This is a genomic window from Ferruginibacter paludis, from assembly GCF_030409685.1.
In the GTDB taxonomy this organism is placed as follows: Bacteria; Bacteroidota; Bacteroidia; order Chitinophagales; family Chitinophagaceae; genus Ferruginibacter; species Ferruginibacter paludis.
In genome coordinates this window covers 546,748-564,126 of record NZ_JAUFQJ010000015.1, presented here as the reverse complement: position 1 = coordinate 564,126, position 17,379 = coordinate 546,748, and the positions used below count along the sequence as shown (strand labels likewise).

The 17,379-nt window shown below is 38.5% G+C and carries 15 protein-coding genes; 2 read left to right on the top strand and 13 right to left on the bottom strand.

Features of this window, described 5'->3' with window-relative positions; all coding sequences use genetic code 11:
• Nucleotides 1-242 precede the first annotated feature (242 nt).
• From porN to QWZ08_RS23260, 8 genes are all read right to left on the bottom strand, one after another.
• The gene (porN, locus tag QWZ08_RS23295) at nucleotides 243-1,283 is read right to left on the bottom strand and encodes a type IX secretion system ring subunit PorN/GldN (RefSeq protein WP_290340003.1); all 1,041 of its coding nucleotides are present in this window, start codon (nucleotides 1,281-1,283) and stop codon (nucleotides 243-245) included.
• Nucleotides 1,284-1,295: 12 nt separating this feature from the next.
• Nucleotides 1,296-2,816: a type IX secretion system motor protein PorM/GldM gene (gene porM, locus QWZ08_RS23290; RefSeq protein ID WP_290340002.1), complete on the bottom strand. Its 1,521-nt coding sequence runs from the start codon at nucleotides 2,814-2,816 to the stop codon at nucleotides 1,296-1,298.
• Nucleotides 2,817-2,915: 99 nt separating this feature from the next.
• Nucleotides 2,916-3,674: a type IX secretion system motor protein PorL/GldL gene (gene porL / locus QWZ08_RS23285; RefSeq protein WP_290340001.1), complete on the bottom strand. Its 759-nt coding sequence runs from the start codon at nucleotides 3,672-3,674 to the stop codon at nucleotides 2,916-2,918.
• Nucleotides 3,675-3,819: 145 nt separating this feature from the next.
• Complete coding sequence (porK, locus tag QWZ08_RS23280; RefSeq protein WP_290340000.1) at nucleotides 3,820-5,115, bottom strand: T9SS ring complex lipoprotein PorK/GldK; 1,296 nt, start codon at nucleotides 5,113-5,115, stop codon at nucleotides 3,820-3,822.
• A gap of 152 nt (nucleotides 5,116-5,267) precedes the next feature.
• A complete protein-coding gene (locus tag QWZ08_RS23275; RefSeq protein WP_290339999.1) occupies nucleotides 5,268-7,337 on the bottom strand; it encodes a thioredoxin domain-containing protein in 2,070 nt (689 codons plus the stop codon).
• A gap of 187 nt (nucleotides 7,338-7,524) precedes the next feature.
• Nucleotides 7,525-8,316 carry a uroporphyrinogen-III synthase gene (locus QWZ08_RS23270; RefSeq protein ID WP_290339998.1) on the bottom strand — a complete coding sequence of 264 codons (792 nt, stop codon included), beginning with the start codon at nucleotides 8,314-8,316 and terminating at the stop codon, nucleotides 7,525-7,527.
• A gap of 32 nt (nucleotides 8,317-8,348) precedes the next feature.
• The gene (locus QWZ08_RS23265) at nucleotides 8,349-9,284 is read right to left on the bottom strand and encodes a DUF4271 domain-containing protein (protein ID WP_290339997.1); all 936 of its coding nucleotides are present in this window, start codon (nucleotides 9,282-9,284) and stop codon (nucleotides 8,349-8,351) included.
• 36 nt (nucleotides 9,285-9,320) lie between these two features.
• On the bottom strand, nucleotides 9,321-11,129 hold the full coding sequence (locus QWZ08_RS23260) for a BamA/TamA family outer membrane protein (protein WP_290339996.1): 1,809 nt from the start codon (nucleotides 11,127-11,129) through the stop codon (nucleotides 9,321-9,323).
• Nucleotides 11,130-11,189: 60 nt separating this feature from the next.
• Here QWZ08_RS23260 and hemW point away from each other — a divergent pair, with 60 nt between their 5' ends.
• Complete coding sequence (gene hemW, locus QWZ08_RS23255) at nucleotides 11,190-12,341, top strand: radical SAM family heme chaperone HemW (protein WP_290339995.1); 1,152 nt, start codon at nucleotides 11,190-11,192, stop codon at nucleotides 12,339-12,341.
• Nucleotides 12,342-12,359: 18 nt separating this feature from the next.
• Here the strand turns inward: hemW and QWZ08_RS23250 are convergent, their stop codons facing one another.
• From QWZ08_RS23250 to QWZ08_RS23235, 4 genes are all read right to left on the bottom strand, one after another.
• Complete coding sequence (locus QWZ08_RS23250; RefSeq protein ID WP_290339994.1) at nucleotides 12,360-13,376, bottom strand: NAD(P)H-dependent glycerol-3-phosphate dehydrogenase; 1,017 nt, start codon at nucleotides 13,374-13,376, stop codon at nucleotides 12,360-12,362.
• Between the two features lie 237 nt (nucleotides 13,377-13,613).
• Nucleotides 13,614-14,324: a ribonuclease III gene (gene rnc / locus QWZ08_RS23245; RefSeq protein ID WP_290339993.1), complete on the bottom strand. Its 711-nt coding sequence runs from the start codon at nucleotides 14,322-14,324 to the stop codon at nucleotides 13,614-13,616.
• Between the two features lie 262 nt (nucleotides 14,325-14,586).
• The gene (gene fabF / locus QWZ08_RS23240) at nucleotides 14,587-15,840 is read right to left on the bottom strand and encodes a beta-ketoacyl-ACP synthase II (RefSeq protein ID WP_290339992.1); all 1,254 of its coding nucleotides are present in this window, start codon (nucleotides 15,838-15,840) and stop codon (nucleotides 14,587-14,589) included.
• A gap of 36 nt (nucleotides 15,841-15,876) precedes the next feature.
• A complete protein-coding gene (locus tag QWZ08_RS23235; RefSeq protein ID WP_290339991.1) occupies nucleotides 15,877-16,113 on the bottom strand; it encodes an acyl carrier protein in 237 nt (78 codons plus the stop codon).
• 298 nt (nucleotides 16,114-16,411) lie between these two features.
• On the opposite strand from QWZ08_RS23235, the gene QWZ08_RS23230 reads away from it, so the two are divergent.
• Nucleotides 16,412-16,843, top strand: a complete 432-nt coding sequence (locus tag QWZ08_RS23230) for a GNAT family N-acetyltransferase (protein ID WP_290339990.1) — start codon at nucleotides 16,412-16,414, stop codon at nucleotides 16,841-16,843.
• A gap of 1 nt (nucleotide 16,844) precedes the next feature.
• Here the strand turns inward: QWZ08_RS23230 and QWZ08_RS23225 are convergent, their stop codons facing one another.
• Nucleotides 16,845-17,321: a YcxB family protein gene (locus QWZ08_RS23225; protein WP_290339989.1), complete on the bottom strand. Its 477-nt coding sequence runs from the start codon at nucleotides 17,319-17,321 to the stop codon at nucleotides 16,845-16,847.
• Nucleotides 17,322-17,379 lie beyond the last annotated feature (58 nt).

The following is a 17,379-nucleotide window of genomic DNA, read 5'->3' as shown; positions in this document are numbered from 1 at the left end:
AGCAAGGTTGAGCTGATCGATTACACTATCAACAATGCGGACAGGATGACCCTGCGGTATCTTTTCCTCCCAGCTTTGGGGAATCAGCAGCAACTGATTGCGGGTGTAGGTTTTAAATTTTGCTTGTGCCATACTATACATGCCGCAAAATCAATGCAAATCCTGAACCCGTTTTTCCACAACTGTGAATTAAAAAAGGCTGCCCCTTTTGAGACAGCCTCTTTTAATATTTTACTGGAAAATTAGTAACTCCATAAGTCTTGCTCGTAATTAAAAATTTTCTCTTTAATGCGTTCGCCCTCAAGCAATTGAAATACGCCATTGTCTTTCAATCCTGGATTAGCAGCTATAAATAAATCGAACGGATTGTCCATCGTACTCTTTATGATGCGGCCACTGAACATCCTGGTTTCAAATAATTCTTCCCATGTCATCCTTGCTCCAAAGTTTTTACCATTATAAGTCTGGTACTTTGCGAAGATTGGACGCATATCTGGATAATAAACCCAAAAAACGTCAGCGGGTCCCTGATATTCGCCGCTTGAAGAATAAATATTCCTAACGGGAGCGATACCTAAAATACGCCAGAATAATCTCGAACTTTCTTTATCAAAAATTACCTCTTCCTTAATTTTAAACTTATAAATTGAATCCAGATTTATTTCTCTCGCTTTATAATCATAACGGTCAATCACACCCTGATCATTGTAATGTGGAACAGTATCACCACCTCCTCCAAGTAATTTAGATACCTGAGAAATAGTAAGTGGTGTAGTAAACCGGTCATCAATCGGGTCAAAAACTGTGACAGCACTATCCTGTATAGCTTTGAGTAAAATGCTTATGAATCGCTGATTGCCCGTGTTCTCATCGGCGGAGTACCTGAACGGCAAATTGACTTTTTCCCTGGTATCTATTTCTCTCCATATTTTATGACGAAAAACAGCATCGTCAGCCCGCAAATGTTCATAGGCCAGAGGAGTCCTATCCATAATATCTTTTGTTTCTACAGCTTCGTCCAACCGTAAAGACTTTTTTACTTTTGGAACGGGTAAGCTATCAATTCTTGGCGCAGCCGGAGGTGCTGATACCACTGCTGCAACAGAATCGACCTGGCCACCAGATTTAATATTTGCCTTGGTTTTACCCTTGGTTGTTTTTTTTGTGGTGGTGTTGCTTCGCTTGGTAGCCGCACGCTTTTTCTGTTTCTGTGCGTCTGCTACTGAGAATACAAGGGTCAGTACAACCGTCAGGCACAAAAATTTAGTAAGATACTTTTTCATATTTAAGATATTTTAGAATAACACAAAAGACACGGGCGGTATGGTTCTTTGCCTGCCATCAGGTCCTACTACTTTCAAATCATCAAAAGTCACTGTAGATCCGGGTTTACATAAATCAAGTTTACTTCTTATAGGTGCAAAACTTCCGCTATTCATTGTCGCTGTCTGTACGCTTCCGCTACTGGTAAATCCTGCTCCTGCAAAATAAACAGTCGCACTGGCTACACTGAATTTAGCGTCAAAATCAAAGTTTTTAAGTTCTGCCCGTAAAAAATCCTGTGCTTTAAAAACATTTGACTGTACTTTTCCTCCTGGGCTAGGACCAACCATCCCGATTGGATCAGGTATGGTTTTAATCCTGAAATCAAATTTGCTTGATTTTCCATCAGCAGTTACGGTTATGCTTGCCGCAGTTCCACCGCTAACAGTTACTACACGATTACCATTAGAACCACTCAGAGTACCACCAGTCATTGAAACAGTCGTCTTATCCCAGCCTGAACCAGATGAAATAGTTATTGGATTAGGAACTCCTATGTAAAATACATTCATTTTATCAAGCATAATGGCAGCTCCTCCGGGAGTTCCTACTGTGTACTCAACAGTTTCAGTTTTTGTCTGGGACACTCCATCCTGATCAAGATAGGTAACTGTTACCGGAACTGTATGGGGGCCTGCACCGCTGGCTGTTACTTTATAAGTAGCTTTCCCGTCAACAACCGCAGGATTTGTTCCTCCGATTGAAATTTTTGGCTGGGCGGCAGAACTATATGCTCCGATTCCGGCAGTAATTTCCATTTCCTGTCCAGGCATTAGATAATTGGAACTCTGTCCTACCAACACACCAGTTTTATCAAATTTAATTTTTACAGCACCGATTTGTTCGTGGCAAAATGTAACCACTTGATTTTCTGCATTCTTAATATTATTTTGAAATTTACTTAATAACGTTAAGGCTGCTACGGTTGGTGTCATATGAAAGTAACCTGTCGTAAAGTCTTTTTTAACCCCATCTTGTCCTACAGGGGGATCTGTATCTATGGGCAACGTCTTTTCAAATTTTGCCCTGATTTCTGGATCAACGTCCAGCATTGCCTTTTTATAGGCCGCTAGTCTTGCCTCCAGTTCTTTTCCCTTACCTTGGTTATCAAATAAACGGGTAGCAGCGTCTAGATTATCTTCTTTGAAAGACTCTTTACCATCTATCATAGTAAGGTCAGAAGCTTTTTTAAGTTCTGTCTTTAATCCATCAAGATAGGTAATGAAATCATCAGACAATTTTTTCGCCTGTTCAGCTTTCGGCTCCCAAATTTTAGCCTTTTCAGCAGTTTTGGGATCTGCCAGTTTTTCGGTTAGTGAGGCATATAAAGTGGTGTTCGCAGCAGTGAGGTTGGCGCTGGAATTTTGCAAACTTTTATCAACCACTTTAAAGGCATTCAGAATTTCGCTTGATACATTCAGTGCCAGCAATGCTGTCAACACCAGATACATCAGGTTAATCATCTTCTGCCGGGGCTCTTTAGGTAAAGCCATAGTATTTCAGATTTTACGATTGTTTAAGTGAATTGTTTCTTTAGGATAAAATTTACCTTTAAAAAGGGTTTTGAACTTGGTAACAAAATTATATTGCATTTATTTCACCTGCATAGCACTCAGCATATTTCCATACACAGAGTTTAATTTGCTTAGGTTGCCTGCCAGTAAACTGATTTGATCTTTTGCCTTTGTCGCGTCATCCACACTGCCCATCATGGCGGCACTTGCCTCAGCCATTTTGCCATAAAAGCCATTCAAGGCCTTGAGGTGATTGTTACTTTCCTTTAATTCCAATTCGTAAATAGTATTTAAAGAACCCAAATTTTTAGTTAAAACCTGAACCTGCTCGTGGAACCCCTGTGTGCTTTCAGAAGCTTTATTAAATGAAGCCATTGTAGCTGCAGTACTTGTAAATGTTGAAGCCATGCTTCCAATAGCCAATGTTGCTTCTTTTGTTTTAGCACCAAAGTCACCGGTCGATTTTACAACATCGCCAATTTCGCCCATGTTGTTAACAGTAGTTCCCAATTTCTGAAAACCTTCACCTAATTTTTTCAAGCTTGTAGGAGTAATATCAGCTTCGCTTAACATTTTGTCCATACTTTTCAGAGCAGGGTTACCTGTTTCAATAGGCGCAGCTGCAGCCATTGGTGCCTCTGGTGGGGGTGCAAATACATATAACAAAGCATAACCAAGAAATATGATCGATTCTGTCCACAGTCCTATTTTTAACCAAACATCAGCTCCCGGAGCGTGGGTGATTTTGAAAAGGGCACCTAATAAAACCGGCACAGCTGCCGCAGATACAAAGATGTTAAGAATACGATCGATTGGACGTGATTGACCAGCAGCCATAATTTTTGAATTTTAAAGTTTAATAAGGGGGTTATTTTATATATTGAATTCTTTATTACATAGTGATTAGAGTCTTACAGCATTTTTTGAAAAAATACTGTAAGACAATTCTCAACATTAGTTTAGGCAGGAAATAAGTTAGTAACTAGTTGCCACGCTTTTTCATTGCCGGAGGCAGATCAATTACGCAACGGAAACCTATATAAGATTTTGAAGTATCCTGGTACTCGTAATTACGTGTACTTGTCTGAAGAAAAAATCCCACGTCTTTCCAGCTACCACCGCGAATCACTTTGCGTTTCATACGTGGCACATCTGTATCTTTTGCATTCCAGCGAATGTCAGGATTCATATCGTGTTGAAAAGAGTATCCACCCTCATAATAAAGAGAAGAGGTCCATTCAGCTACATTACCAGCCATATTATACAAACCAAAATCGTTTGGCCAGTATGCGTCTGCTCTTACAGTGTAAAAACCACCATCTTCAGGGTAATTTCCGCGACCTGGTTTAAAGTTGGCCAGCAGGCATCCTTTTTTGTTTCTCAAATAAGGTCCTCCCCAGGGATAAGGTGACTGGGCACGACCGCCACGTGCAGCATATTCCCACTGGGCTTCTGTAGGTAATCTAAAATCAGATTCAGTTGCTCTTTTTTTGGAATCTAAATAGGAGTTAAGATAATGGGTTCTCCATTCGCAGAAAGCAGTAGCCTGTTTCCAGTTAACACCTACCACAGGGTAGTTTCCGAAAGCGGGATGACTGTAATATTTTTTAGCCATTGGCTCATTGTAGGCATAAGCAAAATCTCTAACCCAGCACAATGAATCCGGGTAGGCCATAATATCTTTTTTGATAATAAATTTAGAACGTTGTACCCCGGCATTTTCCCTTTTGGAAGCTTCCTTATAATCAAAGGTTTCTGAGTGGTAAACAATTTTACTTGGGTCAAGTTCCTTTTTATTGAAAATCCTGTTATCGGGGGTAAAGATCATTGCATCAATCTTTTCCAGGGTTGCTTTATCATTCCATTTAATACCACGTGCTTTCTTCCAGTCAACATACTCATTGCCATCTGTACCCTGCTTAATAAAACCCATTTGCTTTGCAGCAATAGAATCAGTTACCCAGTTGGTAAACTGCCGATATTCATTATTGGTAATTTCGGTAGCATCCATCCAGAAACCACTTATAGAAACCTGTTTGTTTCTTGCAGTATACGCAAAATTCACGTCTTCATCACTTGGCCCCATATGGAAGGTTCCTGGTGGAATATACACCATACCCGGGGGTTTGGGTAAAGACCACCCTTTAGCAGGTGCTACGCCATGCAACTGCCCATCATCCGGCAAAGCACTACCTTTTTTATTTTTACCAAGCAAATTACAGCCTGATAAAGAGACTATAGCACTGGCCGCTATAATAACTAATGAGTGATTCTTCATTGTTTTAACTTTGAGGGGTATTAGCAAATGTAATGATTATTTCCAATTTCAATAATCATACACCTGCCTGAATGATTATTTTTTGTGTTAAAAAAGCAACACAATTCTAAAACGTCTATTGTTTTCAATTATTGTATCCTTATATCTTCTTTTCATGATTCGTTGAGATACAATAAGATGCCATCGATTTGCTCCTCCGGCTTAAAACAAATGTTGTTTTTGCAGAGATAAATCAAGGACTGAATAGAAGCAGGTTTGCTTTTTAAAGGTAAAAATTCATCATTCGATAAGGTTGAAGCCATCATAATTTTGTACGGAATATAATAGTTGGCCACTTTTCGGGACAATTGAAAACAATCTCTCCCGATAATTGCCAGTTCATTAAAGCCAACCACATTTTGTAGCAAAAATGAAGCCCAAACCGCAAACGAAGACGGATATTTGATGGTTGCTTCAGAATTTATTATTAACATTTGTATAGATGTGTATTTCCAATCCGGAATGTTAAAAATTCTTGAAAGCTTAAATAGATTTGCCGCCATCACACTATTGCCTGAGGGCAAAGCTCCATCATATATTTCCTTTTTTCTAATAATAACATCTGTTTGATTTTTTGGTGTATAGAAAAAACAATTATTTTCTCCATCGCTGAAACTGTCAACAACAAAGCATGTAAGATTTTTTGCCTTTTGCAAAAATTCAGTATCGTAAGTCAGCGAGTACATTTCAAAACAGGCCGCTATAAAAAAAGCATAATCATCCAAAAATGCAGGATATTTAGCAACTCCGCTTTTAAAAGTGTGGTGCATTTCATATGAACCAGCGGTCTTTATAAAATTGGTTTCAATAAAGGCGAAATTTTTCAATGCAAGCATCCTTAATGTTTCGTCTTCCAAAATGAAAGCGGCCTTTGCAATTGCTTTTAAGGCCAGGGCATTCCATCCCAGTATTATTTTATCATCAAGTGAAGGCTTTATGCGGCCAGCACGAACTGCTGCCAACTTATGAAGACAACTTTGCAACAATTCAGTCAATGTGTGTTCATCTAAATTTTTTCGGGTAACAAAGTCATAGATGGGTTCAAGGATGCGCAAGATATTAGCGTCTTCCCAATTCCCTTTTTCCGTTACGTCAAAAAATTCACAAAAGATGGCCGCATTCTCCTTTAAAACCTCGTCAATCTCAGTTTTTGTCCAGACATAATATTTTCCTTCTACCCCTTCACTGTCTGCATCAAGAGCAGCAAAAAATCCACCTTCGTCATTGGTTAATTCCGACTGGATAAATCCTATCGTCTTTAAGATTGCGTTCCTGTATTTATCGCATTTGGTAATCTGCCAAGCGTCGCATAGGGCATCGATGAGCAAGGCATTGTCGTATAACATCTTTTCAAAATGCGGTACCAGCCATTCATTATCAGTGCTATACCGGGCCATTCCACCAGCAATATGGTCATAAATACCTCCATCTAACATTTTATCAAGCGACAATAAAGCTTGTTGCAGCGCTTCTTTATTTCCTGTGAAATGCTGGTATTGCAGCAAGAATTGGATAATAAAAGTCTGGGGGAACTTGGGCGCTTTTCCAAATCCTCCCCACTCCTTATCAGCAGTTGCCATTATATTTTTAAACATTTGATGGCAATTGTCCATTGAAAACAATCTTTCATCATTTGAGCTAATTGAACTGGTAGCGGTTTGAGTAAAATTTCCAGACCGGTTTAAATGTGCAATAAGATTTTCTGCCTGAGATTCTATTTCATCTCTTTTTTCCTGCCATGCTGCAGCAATCCCCTGTAAAACTTCCGGCCAGGAAGAACGGTTAAAGGCTCTGACAGGTGGATAATAAGTGCCCCCGTAAAAAGGCTTGCCGTCGGGAGTCAAAAATACATTCAGAGGCCAGCCCCCACTACCGGCAATCGCCTGCACTGCATCCATATAAATATGGTCAAGATCGGGGCGCTCTTCACGATCGATCTTAATATTTATAAAATTTTCATTCATCAATGCGGCAATAGTTACATTCTCAAAACTCTCTTTTTCCATAACATGACACCAATGGCACGCTGAGTAGCCGATACTCGCCAGAATTACCTTGTCCTCAGCTTTTGCTTTTTGCAATGCTTCTTCACCCCATGCATACCAGTTAACGGGGTTATGGGCATGTTGCAAAAGATATGGACTTGTTTCCTTAATTAAACTATTGGTAAAAGCGTGTGACATACAACTGATAATTGAATAAAATAAAATATGGCAGACAATCAGGTTAAAAAGTTATGCCACGATGAGTAGTTCAGGCCTTCAATAGCCGGCTAACCTTTTAAAAGAAACAGATAACCGAGGCGTTTGTTTTGACAAATAAAAAAGGTAACCTTGTTAAGTTACCTTTAATATATTCTAGTGGAAAGACTTATTTCTTTTTAAGGGAGGTTAAATACAGCTCCAGCGCACTCACCATACTGGGCACCTGCGGTTGTGGCGCCTTAATATCGAGTGTTAAACCAGCTTCTTCTGCTGCTTTAAAAGTGTTGGCGCCAAAAGCGCCAATCCTGGTTCCATTTTGCTTAAAATGTGGAAAATTTTCCAATAGGCTCTTAACGCCACCGGGTGTAAAAAAACATATCACATCGTAGTTTCTGGAAATAATTTCTTTTACATCATTGCTGATAATTTTATACATTACTGGGGTGGCATATTCGCAATTATTATTTTTTAGCCAGTTGGTAATCTCATTATCAAACGATTGCGAACAGGGATAAAGAAACTTTTCATTGTCCTTATGCTTATTTATTACATCGAACAAACTCTTATTGGTACCGTCGGCACCATAAAAAACTTTGCGCTTGCGGTAAAGGATAAATTTTTGGAGATAAAGTGCTACCGATTCTGTAATGCAAAAGTATTTTGTATCCTGTGAAATATTAATCTTCATTTCATCGCAGGCCCTGAAAAAATGGTCAATTGCATTCCGGCTTGTAAAAATAACTGCTGTATAATTTGGGATTTCTATTTTTTGTTTTCTGAATTCTTTGGCGGGAATGCCATCAATAATTATAAATGGATGGAAATGTAACTCGATATTGTGCTTTTTTGCCAAATCAAAATAGGGTGACTTTTCGCCTTCCGGTTTTGGCTGGGTAATCAATACTTTTTTAACCACCTGGCTTTTTTGATCTGTTTTTGTTTCCCCGTTCTTAACCATAGAAAAATGAGAATATTAATGGTTTTACAAAGTTAGATATTTTTACTTAATAAAAACAACAAGGCCTTATAAATCAACAAAAGCGGCATTAATTCCACGCCTGCAATGTAAAGCATAAAATGGGCGGCACTTATTTTTACCTGGTTTTGCAGCAAACTATATGACCTGAAAAATCTCAACAAAAACATAAGCGCAGTTAATAAAATTGCAATCATTACTGATACTTTTATCAACACAGGAATAGAAAAGGCCATTACAATAATAAGTGGTAATAAAAGAATACCCAGTATTTTATTAATAAGAAAAATTATAAAAATATAGGTGTTGGTTATATTGGAATAGCCTGACAACCATCCGGTAAATTTTAAGGAGACATATTTCAAAAAATAGATAGCCATTACAAAAAAGCTGCTTAATAGCATCACGTCCAACGGCTTTCGCTCATTCACCCAGCCAAAATACTTTAACAAAAAATAAAAAAAGATACCCCCGGAAAAAGCAGCCGTTAAATTAAAAAGCATAGAGGGTAACCTGGCCTGCAGTAATTGGTCAGTTAGCTGACTTTGCCGTAAGGATGTATTAAAAAATACCTGGAACAGGTTATTGAAATAACGGACATAAAAGAATCGTAAAAAAGATAAAGCAGCAACCAAAATCAGCAGTGCGTAAAATACACTATCGTCAGGTTGCTGTTTCCGGACATAAATTTTCTTTGCTAAAGGGGTGCTGCTGATATCCAGAAATTTGTTTTCCTTCAGGATTTCTTGCAGTAGGATACGATAAGGTGGTTGCAGTTTTTTTAACGAGTCCAATTTAATGGCAACGCTGTCTTTCGCTTTAATCCCGGCGCTATCCGGCATTTTAGTTGAAGCCGTATCGACTATTTTTGTATTGATACTATCGGGATGCTGTGCAGCAGTTAAAACAGGCAGAGCGATCAGCAGAAATAAATATAAAACCTGTTTCAATCAAAAAATTTATGCAGTAAAATTAAATTGAATTTTCTAAAAGTAATTGATATACCCAAAATGTATTTTGGATGACTGGCTTAAGTTAAAATTAACATCGTTGCGTTTGCCAACCGCAAAACTCATATTCAGCAAACCGAGTTTCGTTTCAAATAAAATTCCGATGCCAGTACTGATGAAATTACTGGTAACATCTACAGTCTGGTATTTATTTTTTACCCAGCCCGCATCCACAAATCCAAACAAATAAGAGTTTAGGCCGACAAGGTACCGGTATTCAACAGTTGAAACCAGGTAGCGGGTAGCATAAATACTTTCTTCATCAAATCCACGTAACAATTTGTACCCGCCAATTTGAAACAATTCGTTCCGGAAAACATTTGGACTGTTGAAAACGCCTGTATTAAGTACAACTTTTAAAGTGCTACGTTTACCGGTTGTAAAATAATGCGCCGCCATCGCTTTTATCCTTAACTGGTACCCCTTCAATTTAAGCGAATCATACAGGGAAGCGTAATTAAAGGCGGGGTCGGTCAGGCTTATGATATCATTGTTCCTGCTGATGGTTTTTATACCTATGGTAGAATACAACTGTAACTCATTGCCTGATTTTGGATTGAAGCGGTAATTCGTATTATTAAAATTGTAATCAATTCCAATATTAACGGCACTAACATCAATATTTGCAGGAAGCTGCTTGGTTGCCTTAATCTGATTGGTGTCTATACCGGCTGCCAGCAAAAAGGAATTTTGTTTTTGAATAAACAATTTACCGGATTGATTGGCTGATAAGAGATATTGCACTCCCAGCTGTGCATTTAATTGTACAAAGCTTGAGTCTTTTTTAAACATTTCAAACAGGAAATCAATACCAAAAGGAGAATTAAAAATATAGGGTTGTTGAAAACCTAAATTTAAACGCGGTGATTTTAATTGCAACTGCTGCCAGTTAAGCAAAATGGTCTCTCCTTTTCCGAGCGAATTTTTTAAATTTAAATTTACGTCTCCTGTCAACTGCAGTTTACCGGTAGCATCACTGGCGGGCAAAAATCCTATCAAAAAATTAACCTGGCTGCTACGCTTGGGCTGAAGGTATACATTCAATATAGAGCCGGTACCCAACATCATCAATTCAGAAGGTTGCTGCTCCTGCACGTAAGGCAATTCCAGCATACGTTTACTTACCAGTTCCAGTTTCTCTTTATTGTAAACACTTCCTTTAGGAATGCCCAGGTAATGCTGCAAAAAGTTATTGGAAATTTTTGCTTTGCCGTTGATGCGGATGCTATCGATGTGATACAATGGTCCAGGGGTAGCGCTTAATATGGCCGTGACATTATTTTCTTTAAGCTGGATGCTATCTAAAAATACAGCCGCGAAAGGATAACCATTCTTTTCATAATAATTCAGCAGCCGTTCTTTTATAAAGGTCAGTTGTGTGAAGTTGATGGGCTTGTTGGTAAAATTTTTACTCATGTAGCCACTTTCATCCAACGCCCTTTTTTCAATACCGACAGTTTTTAACTGAACCCAGTTTTGCTGAGTTCCCAGGTATAATGCTATTTCTGCAAAGCTGCTGTCGTACTTTACTGTATCAATAGACGAAGCCGCATATCCTTTGGAATTTAACAATGCAGTCAGCTTATTAATATAGTCTTCACAGGCTAACTGATTGGTGAAGCTGGTTTGCAGTTTTAATGCCTGCGGCTGAAAGAGAGTATCTTTGCTGAGATATTGTATACGAAGCTGGTATTGGGCAGAAACCTGTGCAACAAAAAAACAACTAACTATCACCACCACGAATAACCGGAGATTGAAAATTGTTTTCCTTGTTTTCCTTTGCATGCTTCTATAAACTGTTATCAAGATTAAATATTATATCGCAAAACTAAATTATTAAGCAGCTTGGCAGGTATTTATGTTCATATTCCATTTTGTAAACAGGCTTGCAACTACTGCAATTTTCATTTTTCTACTTCGCTGAAATTAAAAGATGAGATGATTGCAGCGTTGATAAAAGAGATTTCACTTACCACAATAGGTACAGAAGAAAGTGACCTACTTGTTACTAATAAAAAAGAACCTATTGAAACGCTGTATTTTGGCGGAGGAACGCCAAGTATCATTGATATAAAAGATCTCGAATTATTATTGGCAGCGCTACATGAAAAATTTATTTTTAGTGAGAAAATTGAAATTACCCTGGAAGCCAACCCCGATGACATTACACCCGCAAAATTAGAGTTGTGGAAAAAAATTGGAATCAACAGGCTTAGCGTAGGCATCCAGTCGTTTATAGAAGAAGAATTGGTTTGGATGAACAGGGCTCACACGGCGACTGAATCCCTTCAATGTATCGAGGATATAAAAAATGCCGGATTTACTAATTTTTCTGTTGACCTGATTTACGGCTCCCCCTTATTAACGAATGATAAGTGGAAAAAAAATACTGACACCATCTTTGAAAAAAACATACCGCATATCTCATGCTATGCGCTCACGGTAGAACCAAAGACGGCGCTGAATAAAATGATTAATCAACATAAAAAAGAGCCCGTTGATGCAGGCAAACAGGCAGAGCAATTTATATTACTGATGGACTGGATGGAACTGGCCGGGTATGATCATTATGAAATAAGCAACTTTGCCAAACCAGGGATGAAAAGCAAACATAACAGCAGTTACTGGCAGGGAAAAAGATACTACGGTTTTGGACCTTCGGCTCATGCCTTTGACGGTAAAAGCCGGCAATGGAATATTGCCAACAATGCCTTGTATATTCAGTCTTTAAAAAATAATGTTATTCCTTTCGAGAAAGAAAATTTAACAGCAATACAGCAATTAAATGAATACATCATGACTTCGCTTAGAACTATCGAAGGGCTGAGTCTTGGTGTTGTTGAAGAAAGGTTTGGAAATAAAATAACCCGTCAGCTGCAATCTGCAAGTGAAAAATGGAAACTGGGGGGAAAGGTTTTTGCTGATGATAAAAGAATCATATTAACAAAAGAAGGGAAATTATTTGCTGATGGTATTGCCGCCGATTTATTTTTTTAAATCAAAAAACGGTTACTACTAAACAAGATAAGGCTCAATCTTACCGAAGGCTTCTTTCACATCCAGGCCTTCCCACAAAACCTCATATACCGTATCCGCAATCGGCATATCTGCCTTTACAGTTTGATTAATGATATGCATTGATTTACTGGCATTGTATCCTTCTGCTACCATACTCATTTCTATCTGTGCGGATTTTACAGAATACCCTTTGCCAATCATATTTCCAAAGGTCCTGTTACGGCTGAAAAGCGAATAGCATGTTACCAGCAAATCGCCCAAATAAACTGAGGATGCATAATTGTGATTGCGGTTATGAATATGGCCTACTTCTACATTTTTTATACCGGCCATTTTTAAAAAGCCCGCCATCTCGTCCGCGGAATTGGCAATCAAAACGCTCAGAAAATTATCTCCATAATCCAGCCCGTGTGCCATGCCGGCCCCTACCGCATAAATGTTTTTTAAAACAGCTGCATATTGAACTCCAAAAATATCATTGTTCTCAATAGTGTTTAAATAATCGGTTTTAAAATATTGGGCGATATGATGCGTAGTCATTTCATCTATGCCAGAAAAAGTAAGATAAGATAATTTTTCAGCGGCCACTTCTTCAGCATGACAGGGGCCGAGAACTGTAAAGTAATCCTGTAGCGCAACACCGAATTTATTTTTTAAATAATCATTCAACAACAACGTTTGCGATGGCAAAATCCCTTTTACCGCACTGACAATTTTTTTCCCTTCAAAAGCATTCTTATCAAGCGGTTCCAATGTGGCTTCAACATAAGCAGATGGTATGGCTATCACAATACAATCAGATTGTGCAATAACTTCTGCCGCATCCGTTGTCAACTTCAACTGGTGCACATCGAAATAAGCAGCAGTCAAATAGTGGGCACTGTGTTTCCGAAGCATCAAATGATCAATAGCCTTCCGGTTTCTGTTGAACCAATAAATTGTCTGGCCATTGTCTGTTAAAACTTTTGCCAGTGCTGTTCCCCAGCTTCCACTACCTAATATTCCAAAATTCATATTTCTTTATTCTAACGTAGCCAGCATTTCAGTGATTGTACTGATATACTTAAAATTGGGATGACCGATGTTTACTTCTACTTCTTCATGCGCACAGTAAGGTTCATTTTACCCAAAATTTTATTATCTGCATCAAATGCAATTACCTAAAATCCATGCAATAAAGTTAGCACCTTCGTACTTAAATTTGAGCTATAAATTTTGTGTGAAATTCTTGTATGCAGATTTGCAAATGGCTTACAATCCGAGTTTGTCAACAGCGAGCTGTGCGGCAATTTGGCTGGCATCTTTTTTATTAAACCCCTTGCCCTGTGCAACCAGTTCTCCGTCTACTGTAGCACCAATCGTAAACAAGCGGCGGCCATTTTCAAATTTTTCTTCCAGTGTAGCAAACTCGAGCGCTTTGCCATTTTTGTTTGCCCACCCGTATAATTTGTTTTTAATGTTGATTTCAATGCCTTCCAAATCGTCAATAAACATGTGAGTAGAGATAATATATTTTTCAACCCATGACTGGGTTTTATCGTAGCCTTTGTCAAGATAAACAGCACCAATTAATGCTTCCAGCGTATTGCCAAATATCTGGGATATCTTTAGTGAACTGTCAAACTTATTATAGATGGTAATTTTTTTAAGGCCCATTTTTATACCGATGTCGTTTAGCTGTTGCCTGTTTACCATCTTGCTTCTCATCTCGGTTAAAAACCCTTCTCCCTTGTAAGGGTATTTCATAAAAAGGTAGTGGGCAACAATCGAACTTAATACCGCATCTCCCAAAAATTCAAGCCGTTCATTGTTTTCATCGGCTCCTTCCCTTACCGAACGGTGGCTTAAAGCAGTTCTGTATAAACTGAGATTACCGGGTGTAAAGCCAAGCACGTTGTTGAGTTGTTTTTTAAACTCTTTCTTTTTAATATTAACGGTAAAAAAATCTTTAAATAAATTCAACTTGGATAGAATAAGTGAATTCGAAATTAATATTATTTACTGCAATCAAAAAATATAATAACTAACAAACAAGCAGTCCGAAATTACAACTGTAATACTATTTTTTTTTGAGGATAAATCAATTTTCGTACAGGAAATCAAGTGTGATTTGAGAGAAATATTTTTTGTCGCTTGTAACTAAGAGTACGAGCGGTTAGATTGCCTGTACAAAGTTTTGTGCTGTCTAAAATAATTGAATGCCCATTGCAAATAACATGGGTAGTTAAGCAACGTATTTTTTAACAATAACAGAAGCGTTGTGACCGCCAAAACCAAACGTGTTGCTCAGTGCAGCATTTACTGTTCGGTGTTGTGCTTTATTAAAGGTAAAATTCAGTTTAGGATCCAGTTCCGGATCATCTGTAAAGTGATTGATGGTGGGCGGAACGATGTCTTTTGTAACAGCAAGTATACATGCCAATGCCTCCAAAGCGCCTGCTGCACCAAGGCAATGTCCGGTCATGCTTTTTGTAGAGCTGATATTTAAATCGTAAGCATGTTCCCCGAATACATTTAAGATCGCTTTGGTTTCTGCAATATCACCGAGTGGTGTAGAGGTACCGTGCACATTAATGTAATCTATATCTTCGGCTTTCATACCGGCATCTTTTAATGCCGCACGCATTACGTTTTGCGCACCCAGTCCTTCCGGATGCGGAGCGGTAATATGATAGGCATCAGCACTGGCGCCACCGCCGCCTATTTCACAATAAATTTTTGCACCCCTTGCCAAAGCATGTTCCAGGCTTTCAATGATTAGTATTCCGGCACCTTCACCCATCACAAAGCCGTCACGGTCTTTATCGAATGGCCTGCAGGCTGTTTTATAATCATCGTTTCTTTCGCTCAGGGCTTTCATAGCGTTAAAACCACCAACGCCTGCAGCGCTTACAACCGCCTCACTTCCTCCTGTAATTATCATGTCTGCTTTATTAAGACGAATGGTATCATACGCATCAATAATGGCATTGGTGGCAGATGCACATGCACTTACCACCGCATAATTAGGACCTCTGAAACCATGACGGATAGAGATATGGCCTGCGGCAATATCCAATATCATTTTTGGAATAAAGAAGGGATTGAAACGTGGGGTACCATCGCCGGATGCAAAGTTGATTACTTCTTCCTGGAAGGTAATTAAACCACCGATGCCACTGCCAATAATTACACCTACCCTGTCAACATCAACATTATCTTTGCTGATGCCGGCATCCTTGACAGCTTCGTCGCTGGCGATTAATGCAAACTGGGAAAAGCGATCTATTTTGCGGGCTTCCTTTCGGTCGAGGTAATTGGTAGGATCGAAATCTTTAACCTCGCAGGCAAACCTGGTTTTGAATTTAGCTGCATCGAATTGTTTGATTAAATCACAACCATTTACTCCATCAGATAAACCTTGCCAATATTCAGCAACGGATTTACCGAGGGGAGTGATGGCGCCCAATCCGGTTACAACTACTCTCTTAAAGTCCATAAAATTTGCCTGCGATAATTAAAAAAGAGATGAAGATTACTTGGCGTGTTCTTCCAGGTAAGTTACAGCCTGACCAACAGTGGTGATGGTTTCAGCTTGTTCATCAGGAATTGAAATGTTGAATTCTTTTTCAAATTCCATGATCAATTCAACGGTGTCCAAACTATCGGCACCTAAATCATTTGTGAAAGAAGCTTCCGGAGTAACCTCAGCTTCATCAACACCTAATTTGTCAACAATTATTTTCTTTACTCTTGTTGCAATGTCTGACATGGTAGTAATTATTTAGTTAATCAGGTGCAAAAATATACTTTTTGCAATAAATACAAAGAAATATAAATAAAGCCAAACTAGCCCCTTTTATGCCACCTGAACAGTTTTGTAATAGGCAAAATTGCTGTTGATAGTTGAAACCAACAAATATATTTTCGGTCTCTTCTTTTTCATGATTAAGCGGATTGATTTATTGCTTCTGCCAAATGTTGAGTGACGCGCCGGTAAATAAAAAAGTTTGTATATTGTACTCCCTGCTACCCGATATGAAACGTCAGAAACCAAAAAAACGATTGTTATGGCCTTAAAACAAATTGATCACGGTAGCAAAGCATACCAGCAAATGGTGAAGCTGCGGTTGGAAGTATTACGCAAACCGCTTGGGTTATCATTCACTAAAGAGGAACTTGACGCCGAAAAAAACGACATACTGATTGCAGCATTTGATGAAGAAGAAATATTGGGTTGCTGTATTTTAACCCGGTTAGATGAACGGCGTATAAGACTAAGACAAATGGCAGTGCAAAAAAACTTGCAGGGAAAGGGTATTGGTGAATCGATGATGAGTTTTGCTGAAAATATCGCCCGCGATAAAGGTTACAAAATATTAACTATGCACGCCCGTGACACGGCAATCGGTTTTTACGAAAAATTTGGCTACACTGTTAAAGGGGAACAATTTGAAGAAGTAAAAACCAAACATCATGTAATGGAAAAAATACTGATGTAAATTAATGGCGGATTTTTGTTGACAATATTTTTCTTGCTTCGTGTAAATCTTCAGCTTTAAAAGCATCTTTCGGAATTATAAAAAAAGAGCGGGTATCAAAATACAAATGAAAGAAATGCGGGCTTTCCATACTGGTGGTAAAGGCGGTCCATGGCCACTTGCGGCTTCCTCTTTCATTTTCAATACTAAAGTTTTCAGCTCCCAGCGTAGCCTTAAACTTATCTTTAAAAGTATCAGACTTTTTGTAAATGATTAGTGGCAGTAGAAACCAAAACGAGATCATCAATGCAAACCATAAAAAAGAGCTTAATAAAAACGATACGGCTGATACCTCTTTCATGAAGAACAAAGCCGCCGCTACAATGGCAAATACATTCACGAGGATCATCATGATTTTTATTTCCTTACGGGTAATAAAATGATACCGCAAAGCCTGAATAACTTTACCCTTGTTATATGTAAAAAATGTTGAAGTCATGTAGTAAAGATATTGTATAAATCATAACAGATTTTTAGCCGCAAACTGTTTTTACAAC

Coding starts and splice junctions, on each gene's coding strand:
- porN (WP_290340003.1), bottom strand. CDS start 1,283: ATGAAAAAGTATCTTACTAAATTTTTGTGCCTGACGGTTGTACTGACC.
- porM (WP_290340002.1), bottom strand. CDS start 2,816: ATGGCTTTACCTAAAGAGCCCCGGCAGAAGATGATTAACCTGATGTAT.
- porL (WP_290340001.1), bottom strand. CDS start 3,674: ATGGCTGCTGGTCAATCACGTCCAATCGATCGTATTCTTAACATCTTT.
- porK (WP_290340000.1), bottom strand. CDS start 5,115: ATGAAGAATCACTCATTAGTTATTATAGCGGCCAGTGCTATAGTCTCT.
- QWZ08_RS23275 (WP_290339999.1), bottom strand. CDS start 7,337: ATGTCACACGCTTTTACCAATAGTTTAATTAAGGAAACAAGTCCATAT.
- QWZ08_RS23270 (WP_290339998.1), bottom strand. CDS start 8,316: ATGGTTAAGAACGGGGAAACAAAAACAGATCAAAAAAGCCAGGTGGTT.
- QWZ08_RS23260 (WP_290339996.1), bottom strand. CDS start 11,129: ATGCAAAGGAAAACAAGGAAAACAATTTTCAATCTCCGGTTATTCGTG.
- QWZ08_RS23250 (WP_290339994.1), bottom strand. CDS start 13,376: ATGAATTTTGGAATATTAGGTAGTGGAAGCTGGGGAACAGCACTGGCA.
- fabF (WP_290339992.1), bottom strand. CDS start 15,840: ATGGACTTTAAGAGAGTAGTTGTAACCGGATTGGGCGCCATCACTCCC.
- QWZ08_RS23235 (WP_290339991.1), bottom strand. CDS start 16,113: ATGTCAGACATTGCAACAAGAGTAAAGAAAATAATTGTTGACAAATTA.
- QWZ08_RS23230 (WP_290339990.1), top strand. CDS start 16,412: ATGGCCTTAAAACAAATTGATCACGGTAGCAAAGCATACCAGCAAATG.
- QWZ08_RS23225 (WP_290339989.1), bottom strand. CDS start 17,321: ATGACTTCAACATTTTTTACATATAACAAGGGTAAAGTTATTCAGGCT.